This window comes from Candidatus Hinthialibacter antarcticus (genome assembly GCA_030765645.1).
Taxonomy (GTDB): Bacteria; Hinthialibacterota; Hinthialibacteria; order Hinthialibacterales; family Hinthialibacteraceae; genus Hinthialibacter; species Hinthialibacter antarcticus.
Genome location: JAVCCE010000022.1, coordinates 1 through 9,834, shown reverse-complemented (window position 1 = coordinate 9,834; position 9,834 = coordinate 1). Strand labels below are relative to the sequence as shown.

At 56.6% G+C, this 9,834-nt stretch carries 9 protein-coding genes; all 9 read left to right on the top strand.

Translation table 11 applies throughout. The annotated features are described in order from the left end of the window. Nucleotides 1-226 precede the first annotated feature (226 nt). The 9 genes from P9L94_06670 (at nt 227) to P9L94_06630 (ending at nt 9,538) form a co-directional block, all read left to right on the top strand. Nucleotides 227-898, top strand: a complete 672-nt coding sequence (locus P9L94_06670) for an MtnX-like HAD-IB family phosphatase (GenBank protein MDP8243747.1) — start codon at nt 227-229, stop codon at nt 896-898. Between the two features lie 43 nt (nt 899-941). After that, nucleotides 942-1,814: a 3-methyl-2-oxobutanoate hydroxymethyltransferase gene (gene panB, locus P9L94_06665; protein MDP8243746.1), complete on the top strand. Its 873-nt coding sequence runs from the start codon at nt 942-944 to the stop codon at nt 1,812-1,814. Between the two features lie 36 nt (nt 1,815-1,850). Next, nucleotides 1,851-2,693 (top strand): pantoate--beta-alanine ligase, encoded by an 843-nt coding sequence (gene panC / locus P9L94_06660; GenBank protein MDP8243745.1) that lies wholly within the window; start codon nt 1,851-1,853, stop codon nt 2,691-2,693. 9 nt (nt 2,694-2,702) lie between these two features. Then, nucleotides 2,703-3,089: an aspartate 1-decarboxylase gene (locus P9L94_06655; protein ID MDP8243744.1), complete on the top strand. Its 387-nt coding sequence runs from the start codon at nt 2,703-2,705 to the stop codon at nt 3,087-3,089. Between the two features lie 21 nt (nt 3,090-3,110). Then, nucleotides 3,111-4,727 carry an L-aspartate oxidase gene (gene nadB, locus P9L94_06650; GenBank protein ID MDP8243743.1) on the top strand — a complete coding sequence of 539 codons (1,617 nt, stop codon included), beginning with the start codon at nt 3,111-3,113 and terminating at the stop codon, nt 4,725-4,727. Between the two features lie 259 nt (nt 4,728-4,986). Then, a complete protein-coding gene (locus tag P9L94_06645; protein MDP8243742.1) occupies nt 4,987-6,021 on the top strand; it encodes a hypothetical protein in 1,035 nt (344 codons plus the stop codon). Then, entirely contained in the window at nt 6,021-6,866 is an 846-nt protein-coding gene (locus tag P9L94_06640) for an MBL fold metallo-hydrolase (protein ID MDP8243741.1), read from the top strand. The genes P9L94_06645 and P9L94_06640 overlap by 1 nt, the downstream gene beginning before the upstream one ends. A gap of 464 nt (nt 6,867-7,330) precedes the next feature. Then, entirely contained in the window at nt 7,331-8,407 is a 1,077-nt protein-coding gene (locus tag P9L94_06635) for a Gfo/Idh/MocA family oxidoreductase (GenBank protein ID MDP8243740.1), read from the top strand. A 27-nt stretch (nt 8,408-8,434) separates the two neighbouring features. Beyond that, entirely contained in the window at nt 8,435-9,538 is a 1,104-nt protein-coding gene (locus P9L94_06630; protein ID MDP8243739.1) for a Gfo/Idh/MocA family oxidoreductase, read from the top strand. The last annotated feature ends 296 nt before the right edge of the window (nt 9,539-9,834 follow it).

Sequence of the window (9,834 nt, the reverse complement as noted above, 5' to 3'; positions counted from 1 at the left end):
TGTGCATAAGGGCTTGAAAGCCCGCACTGAAGCGAGCAGAGTTGTACCCATGCCTGATACAGCGAAAGATCAAGAATTCACGAAAAAGCGTCAAAAAACGCAATTCAATTTGTGATAAAGCAATCAAATACCGGAAGAACCTCTTTAAATATATGCTGTCGGTTAGGTTTTAGATTCGCCGCGTGTAAACTGTTGATTCTCAACCTGTCAGCGCGTTAGGACGACCATGCAAACAGTTTACTTCGTCGATTTCGACCACACCATCTCCCGCCAGGATGTCTGGGACTACATCGTAAAAACCTACGCCTCTCATGTCTGGGAGGACCTGGTCAGTAAATACATCAATGGCGAACTGACCTCGCGGCAGTGCAACCAGCGCGTCGCGCAGGAACTGGTCATGCCCGAAGAAATCGCCCGGCGGGAAATTCTCGATATCGGCATCGACCCCGCCTTTCCGGCCTTCGCCGACTGGACGCGCGAAAACAACCTGCCCATGTCAATCGTCTCTGACGGTTATGATTATTACATTGATTTAATGCTCAAAGAGGCAAACCTCGACTGGATCCCATCATTCAGCAACAAAATGGTCTGGAAGGGCGACCGGGTGGATGTCGCCTTCCCTTGGAGCCGCGCGACCTGCGAGCGCGATATGGCAAACTGTAAATGCCAACATATCGAAAAAGCCGAAGGCAAACGCCGCGTCTATGTCGGCGACGGCATCTCAGACGCCTGCGCCGCGCCCAAATGTGAAGTGGTCTACGCCAAACTCGGGCTGCTCGATCACTGCGTCAAACACGGCGTCGAACACGTTGCCTTCGATTCGTTCGCTGAAATTCTCGAGCGCGAACAAGCGTGGTTTGAGTCTCAAACCCAAGACCCCCAAAGCATATTGCAATAACGCGGATATAATACAGTGAGTGAATTTCCTGCGTGAGAAAGCCATGATGAAAACCAAACGCATGACGGTTCCCGATTTTCAGCGTATGAAGCGCCGTGACGAAAAAATCTCGGTGTTGACCGCCTATGACTACACCTTCTCCCAATTGATGGACAAAGCAGGCGTCGACGCCATTCTGGTTGGCGACTCGCTAGGCATGATCGTCCAGGGACAAGACTCCACCATCCCGGTCACGCTCGACGACGTGGTCTATCACACCCGCGCGGTCAAACGCGGCGTACAACACGCGATGATTATCGCCGACCTGCCGTTTTTGACTTATCAGATTTCCGTTGAAGAGGCGATGAAAAACGCCGCGCGCCTATTGCAGGAAGGCGGCGCCGACGCCGTCAAACTCGAAGGCGGACGCAGCCAGGCGCAGACCGTCAAACGGCTGGTCGAAGCGGGCGTCCCGGTGATGGGCCATGTCGGCCTGGGGCCGCAGTCGATCAAACAATTGGGGACCCACAAGGTACACGGCAAAACCGCCCATAGCGCCGCCCAACTGGTTGAAGACGCTTGTGCGCTACAAGACGCGGGCGCGTTCTCCATCGTGATCGAGGCCGTGCCTTGGCCGGTCGCGCAACGCATTACCGATACGCTCACCGTCCCCACCATCGGCATCGGCGCCGGGCCGCATTGCGACGGTCAGGTGTTGGTGTTCGCTGACCTGCTGGGGCTGTTCACCGCCTTTCAGCCGCATTTCGTCCGCCGCTTTGCGCAAATGGGCGACGAAGCGACGCAGGCGTTTAAAGAATTCGACCGCGCCGTCAAAGACGGTACGTTCCCTTCGCTGGATGAAAGTTATCCAATGGACGAAGACGAACGCGCCCAGATGGACCACGATCCGTTCGTCTCGCCGCAAGGCCGTTCGTAGCGTCTCCATTGGGGGATGGAGATTGGGAGCAAGCAATTGTTAATCATTCGTACTATTTCTGAATTACGCCAAACCATCCGCGCATGGAAACGCGAGGGCTTGTCGATTGGCCTTGCGCCCACCATGGGCTATCTACACGAAGGCCACCTCACCCTGGTACGCGCTGCGCGACAAAACAACGACCGCGCCATCGCCACCATTTTTGTGAACCCCACTCAGTTCGTCGCAGGAGAAGACCTCGAGCGCTATCCCCGCGACGAAGAACGCGACTTCGATATGCTGCGCCGCGAAGGAACCGACGCGGTGTTTTTGCCAAGTCCGGCGGAAATCTACCCCGAAGGCTTCTCGACCTACGTCGAACCGCCCGCGCCGTCTGAGGGCTGGTGCGGCGCATCGCGCCCCGGCCATTTTCGCGGGGTGTGTACTGTCGTGTCGATCTTATTCAATCTCACTCAGCCCGACCGCGCCTATTTTGGCCGCAAAGACGCGCAACAGTTGGCGGTCATCCGGCGTATGTCAACCGATTTCGCTTTCCCGATTGAGATCATCGGCCTGCCCACGGTGCGCGAACCGGACGGGCTGGCGATGTCGTCGCGCAACGCCTACTTGAGCGACGAGCAACGGGCGCAGGCGTTGATCTTGACCCAGGCGCTGCAACAAGGCGTCGCGCGCTTTCAATCCGGCGAACGAAATGCGCAAAAAATCCTTGAAGAGGCAACCCAATCAATCAATCAAATCGAAGGCGTTCGGCTGGACTACCTGGGCGCAGTCGATGAGAATACATTTCAGTCAGTGAAACAGATACAAAAAGGCCATTTACATATTGGAGCGGTTTTTCTCGGCCCAACCCGGTTGATCGACAACCGTTCGTTTGAGTGAGCAAGCGACATGCAACGCATATTATTGAAGTCAAAAATTCACGAAGCCCGCGTCACCGGCAAAGAGCTGCATTACGCCGGCAGCCTGGCGTTAGACGAAGAATTGATGGAAGCCGCCGACTTGGCTTGCGGCGAACAGGTTCATGTGTTAAACGTGAGTAACGGAGAACGCATTGTGACCTATGTGTTCCCTGCAAAAAAAGGCTCCGGCGTGGTTTCGGTCAAAGGGGCCGCCGCGCGTTTGTTTGACGATGACGATATCATTCTCGTTCTCTCGTATGCGCAATATGATGAGGATGAACTAGACGCTTATTCGCATCGCATTGTTTATGTGGACGAAAAAAACCATTTGGTCCGCGTCGAGAACCGTACCGAAGAAGACTATCTAAGTGCGTAGCCGGCGGCGGCAAATAACAACATGAATGCACAAATCAGCGATATCCTCGTGATTGGATCGGGCGTAGCCGGGCTGCATACCGCCCTCAACGCCGCCCGTCTGGGCCGCGTCCATCTGGTGACCAAAAAAGACGATTTCGAGTCGAACACCAATTACGCCCAAGGGGGCATCGCCTCCGTCCTCGATAGCCACGATTCATTTGATTCGCATATTCGCGACACCCTCGACGCGGGCGCCGGGCTGTGCCACCGCGACGCGGTCGAGCTCATCGTCACCCACGGCCCCGAAGCCATCGAAGGCCTCATCAATTGCGGCGTTGAATTCACCCGGGGCGGCGACGGCGAGTTAGAACTAGGCCGCGAAGGCGGACACTCCTACCGCCGCATCGTCCACGCCAAAGACCTGACCGGACGCGAAGTCGAACGCGCCCTGCTCAGTCAAGTACGCGCGTTAGACAACGTAACCATCCATCAATATTATTTCGCCGTCGATTTGATTTTAGACGACGAGGGCCGCTGTTGGGGCGCCTGGGTGTGGGACGAAGTCAACGAAACGGCGGTCCCTTTTCTCGCCAGCGTAACCATTATGTGCTCCGGCGGCTGCGGGCTGGTCTACCAACACAGCACCAACCCCTCCATCGCCACCGGAGACGGCGTCGCGATGGGTTTTCGCGCGGGCGCGCCCATCGCCAACATGGAGTTCATTCAGTTTCACCCGACGGCGTTCTACACCCCCGGCGATAACGCCGCGCCGTTTTTAATCTCCGAAGCGGTGCGCGGCGAAGGCGCCATTCTACGCAAGGCTGATGGCGACGCCTTTATGGAACGCTACCATCCGCTCAAAGACCTCGCCCCCCGCGACATCGTGGCGCGCGCCATCGACGCCGAAACCAAAAAGAGCGGCGACCCTTGCTGTTATCTTGACGTCAGCCACCTTGAATATGGCTTTTTTAAATCGCGCTTTCCCAACATCACCGATTATTGCGAAAAACAGGGCGTGAAACTGCCCTCCGATTTCATCCCGGTGATTCCCGCCGCGCACTACATGTGCGGAGGCGTGTTGTCCGACCTCAACGGAGCGACCGACATCACCGGCTTCTACGTCATCGGCGAAACCGCCTGCACCGGCGTCCACGGCGCCAATCGGCTCGCCAGCAATTCGATTCTCGAAGCGCTCATCTTCAGCCGCCGCACCATGCGCGAGATCCAAGAAAAATCGCTGCTGCAAGCGCCGCCCAAACAGTTGCCGCTCGAATGGAACAAACCCAAACCGACGGAAGGCATCGAAAGCGTCTTGTTTGTGAACTGCCGCCAGACTCTCAGCAAACTGATGTGGGACTACGTCGGCATCGTGCGTTCAGACGAGCGCCTACATCTCGCCCACAAGCGCATCAAAGTGTTGAAAGAAGAAATCGACGGTTACTTTGAATCAGGCCACATCAACCGCCAGGTGTTGGAACTGCGCAATCTGGTGCAGACCGCCGACTTGATTATTCACTGCGCCTGGCAGCGCAAAGAGAGCCGCGGGCTGCATTACACGCTCGACTATCCCCAGACCCTCGCCGACCCGATGGACTCCGTCATCACCCGCAATGAATACGGGCGCCCCCAGGTCGAAAGCCGCCCCATCCCGTCTTGATGAGCAGTACGATAATCGTGTATTGATTACTCACGCTAAAACCCGGTGTCATTGCGAGCGCAGCGAAGCAATCTCGCCTGCCGCAGACAGGGTTCGCCCTCCTCTCGTCTATCCAAACGAAAATGCCGCATGGTTCCATCTGTAGCCGGATTCTCCCCGCCCGTTTATAATGCCCCTTCATGCGGATTCGATTTTCTTCCTGGATTTTTCACACTTGCCCGCTGTCCGTAATCATGATTGTTTGAATGGAGAACCTGCAATGAAAGAACGCCCGTTGCGTACGACGGTGATCGGCAGTTACCCCTTTCCCGCCTGGTTAGAATTCGCCTCGCAGCATCTGGGTGAATTTGGCGCGAACGATATCAAAGAGATGCAAGACGACGCCGTGGTCGCTACGATACATGACCAGGTTGCGTCAGGGCTGGACGTGATTACTGACGGCGAACAGACCCGCTTCGATTTTAATCTCTCGTTTTACGGCTACATCGACGGCATCGAACTCGAAGCCGCTTCGCCGCGCCTGTTTGGGCCGCCCGCCCACGACCAACGCGGCAAACATGAAATCACCGGCGAACTCTCGGCCCCGCGCGGCCTGGGCGCGGTCGAAGAATTCAAGCGCCTCAAGCGCCTCGCGCCCAAAGGCCCGACGCTGAAAGCCAGTGTGCCGGGGCCGTTTACGCTCAGCGGGCGCCTGGTTCCCAACCAACAATACAAAGACCGTTACGCCGTCACTGAGGCGCTGCTGCCGATGGTGCGCGATGAGTTGCAGGCGCTGCTCGAAGCGGGCTGCACCGAGCTGACCGTCGATGAACCCTCGATGAGCTGTTACGCCTACAAAGAAGACCCCGCGCGTTTCGTTGACATTTTTAACCGCACGGTGGAACCTGTGGTCGGCAAGTGCAACCTCTCGACCCATCTGTGTTTCGGCAACTTCAAAGGCCATGCGGTGGGCTACCGTAAATACGCGCCCATGTTCCCCGCGTTTATGGGATTGACCGTCGATGAAATTCATTTTGAAATGGCCAACCGCGAGTTTGCCGAGTTAGGCGTCATTCAAGCCGTTGCGGAAAAATTCGACATCGCGGTTGGAATCATCGACGTGAAGAGTTACTACATCGAAACAGTCAATGACATCATTGAGCGCGTCAAGCAGTGTTTGAACTTCGCGCCGCCTGAACACCTGTCGTTCGCGCCCGACTGCGGGCTGAGCCAAACCGCGCGCTGGGCGGCGAAGCAGAAACTCAACAATATGGTCGAAGGCGTCCACGCCGTACGAAAGGAACTGGGACTGTGATGAAACCCGTCCTGCAAGACGACGCCTTTTTAACCGACGTAAACGCCGCCCGCGCCGAGGCCGATGATCTGCATCTCTGGTGGCTGGGGCAGAGCGGTTTTTTGGTGCAATGGCAGGGGCGCCACTGTTTGTTCGACCCCTATCTCTCTGAGTCATTGACCCAAAAGTATGAAGACACCGACAAGCCCCATGTCCGCATGACCGGGCGCGTCATCGCGCCAGAGCGGCTCGATTTTATTGATATCGTTACTTCGACGCATAACCACACCGACCACCTTGACGCCGAAACCCTGCTGCCGCTCAAGCAAGCCAACCCGGAATTGAAACTGGTATTGCCTTTAGCCAATATCACCTTCGCCGCCGAACGCTTGCAATGCAAACCGGACTGGCTGGTCGGCTTTGAATGCGGCGGACGCAGCGTGGTGGATCCATTCAGCGTGACCGGGGTCCCCGCCGCCCATGAAAAACTCGAATGCGATGATTTGGGGCGCTGTCATCACATGGGTTTCATTGTGCAGTTCGGCCCCTGGACGGTCTATCACTCCGGCGACACCGTGCGCTATGACGGCATGGCGGAACAGTTGCGCCCCTACAACATCGACATCGCGCTATTGCCCATCAACGGACGCAATCCCGAACGCCGCGTCCCCGGCAACCTGACCGGAAAAGAAGCCGCGCAACTAGGCCAGGACATCGGCGCCCGCTTGGTGGTCCCGTGTCATTTCGATCTGTTTGAGTTCAACTCCGTAACGCCGGACGCGTTCATCGCCGAAGCCGAGCGCATCGGCCAGCCGTATAAACGAATGCAAAACGGCGAGCGCTGGAGCAGCCGTGAATTGGATTGAATACAAGGCATATCCAAAACGGACGCACTTATTGTCAGTTTCTGGGAGAAAAACCCTCGCCTTTAGGCGAGGACTTTAGTTTGATAATCACAGGTTGCTTCGGTCGTGATCGCTTCCTTGCAATGACACGGATGCGGTAACGGGTGATGATCCGTTATAGTTCCGCCCCCAAAGATTGGGGGCGGTTAGGCGGGGGTTGACTGGCGGCGCAGCCAGCAGCAAATCAAAAAATCAACCAACCCCCCTCTAACTCCCCCCGAACTTCTGGGGGAGAACTTGTGAATCTTTAGTCGAGGGGTTTGGTCAGGCATGGGTGTAACTCTGGGAGCGCCTTTGCAAACGGGCCAGAAAGCCCGCACTGAAGCGAGAGTGTTGTGCCCATGCCTTACTCTATGGCAGCAATTTGAGATATTTTTTGTTATTATCATAATGCTTTCACGTAACGCGTATTTGGGAGGCGCATCATGGCGAAATGGAAAATCGCAGGCATTAACTTCGATCACATGCACATGGGCGATAATTTGCGCATGGCCTTTGAGCACCCCGACTGTGAAATTGTCGGCGTCTGCGACGAGACACCAGAGCGAATGCAAGACGCCGCGCAAAAATTTTCGGTCCCTGAAAAAAACCAGTTCACTGATTACCGCGAATGCTTAGAAAAAACCAAACCTGATTTAGTATTGCTCTGTCCCTCCACCGCGACCCACGGCGACTGGACCCAAAAAGTCGCGCCCTTTGGCGTACATATATTAATGGAGAAACCCTTCGCTGCCTCGCTCGAAGAAACCGACCGCATGATCGCCGCGATGAAAGAATCCGGCAAACAACTGGCGATCAACTGGCCGCTGGCGTGGTATCCGCCCCATCGAACCGCCAAGCGCCTGATTGACGAAGGCCGCATCGGCGACGTGATTGAAGTGCATTATTACGACGGCAACCGCGGCCCCTTGTGGCACACCGCCGACAAAGAAGAGATCAACGCCGAGACCGTCGCGCGCGAGAAGCCCGATAGTTGGTTTTATAAAAAGGAATTCGGCGGCGGCTCGCTGCTCGACTACCTGGGCTACGGCGTGACCTTGGGCACGTGGTATCACAATGGCAAAGTCCCCATCGAAATCACCGCGACCGTCGACCGCCCCCAAGGGCTTGAGGTTGACGAACACAGCGTCACCGTGGCGCGTTATGACTGCGGGCTGTCAAAATTTGAGACGCGCTGGGGGACGTTTTCCGACCCGTGGACGCTGCAACCGCAACCCAAATGCGGATTCGTCATCGTCGGCGACCAGGGCACGGTCAGTTCGTATGATTTTGAACCGGGCGTTCGCCTGCAAACACATGAGCGCCCTGAAGGCGAAGAGGTTCCGGTTGATCCATTACTGCCGCCCAATCAAAACCCCGTGCAATACGTGATTGATTGCCTGGAGAAAAACAAACCCATCGAAGGCCCGCTCAGCGTTGAGATGAGCCGCGTCGGCCAGCAGATCGTCGACGCCGCCGTGGTCAGCGCACTCGATAAACGCACCGTGAAAATTCGGCGATAGCCATTTTGGCAACGAAGGAAAAATCCTATGAATGACGAACAATACGGCGTGGGCAAACGCTCGCTGGAAAACATGGTTGCCGCGCCCGAACTGCCCTACCTGCCGCGTGACCCGAAAGAATACAACCCGGGCATTGGCCTGATCGGCTGCGGCGGCATCTCGGAATACCATTTGCGCGAATATCAAAAAGCGGGCTATCGCGTGTTGGCGTTGTGCGATGAAATTGAAGATCGCGCCCAAAAACGCCGCGAAGAGTTTTTTCCCAAGGCGGAGGTCGTCACCGATTACCGCCGCATTCTCGAACGCGACGACATTGAAGTGATCGACGCCGCGACGCATCCCAGCGAGCGGGTCGCGATTTTGCACGAAGCCATTTCGGCGAAGAAGCACATTCTCAGCCAGAAGCCGTTCGTCGAAAATTTAGACGACGGCGAACGGCTGGTCGCCGCTGCGCGTGAGGCGGGCGTCAAATTCGCGGTCAACCAAAACGGACGCTGGTCGCCGCATTTCTGTTACATGCGCCGCGCACTTGAACAGGGCCTGCTCGGCGACGTGACCAGCGTTCATTTTTCGATGGGATTCGACCACAGTTGGACCGCCGAAACGCCCTTTAATGAGATCAAGCATCTCGTTCTCTATGATTTCGCCATCCACTGGTTTGATATGATGTGCTGTTTTATGGAAGGCAAAACCGCGACGCGGGTCTTCGCCTCGATTGCAAAAACGCCGACCCAAAAACCGGCGCCGCCCATGCTGGCCCATGCCGCGATTGAGTTCGACGGCGGCCTCGGGACGATTTCGCTCAACGGCGACGTGCAGACCGGCCTCGAAGACCGCAGCTACGTCATGGGAACCAAAGGCAGCGCCATGAGCGTCGGGCCGGACTTACTCCAACAAACAGTGACGCTGCATTTAGACAGCGGCGTCTCGTCGCCTGCGCTCGAAGGCAACTGGTTCAGCAATGGATTTCATGGAACCATGGGCGAATTGTTATGCGCCATCGAAGAAGGCCGCGAACCCGAACACGCCGCGTCGCATAATCTGCCCAGCCTGGCGCTATGCTTCGCCGCAGTCGCCAGCGCCGAAAGCGGTCAGCCGCAAACGCCCGGCGAAGTTCGTAAAATGCCGTGATGACGCTTGTATCGTCTGGCTCGCCGCTCGGTTTTTAGCCCCCCTTGCTTCATTGGTCATGGGGAGGGCGAACCTCCTGGTGAGCCGGATAAAACTCCCTCTCCCCACTGGGAGAGGGTTGGGGTGAGGGCTTGTTTAAGTTCCGCCCCCAAAGATGGGGGCGGTTAGGCGGGGGTTGACTGGCGGCGTAGCCGGCAGAAATTCAAAAAATCAACCAACCCCCCTCTAACTCCCCCCGAACTTCGGGGGGAGAACCTGTGAATTTTTGCAGAGGGAGAAGGGACGACAACTTGCCC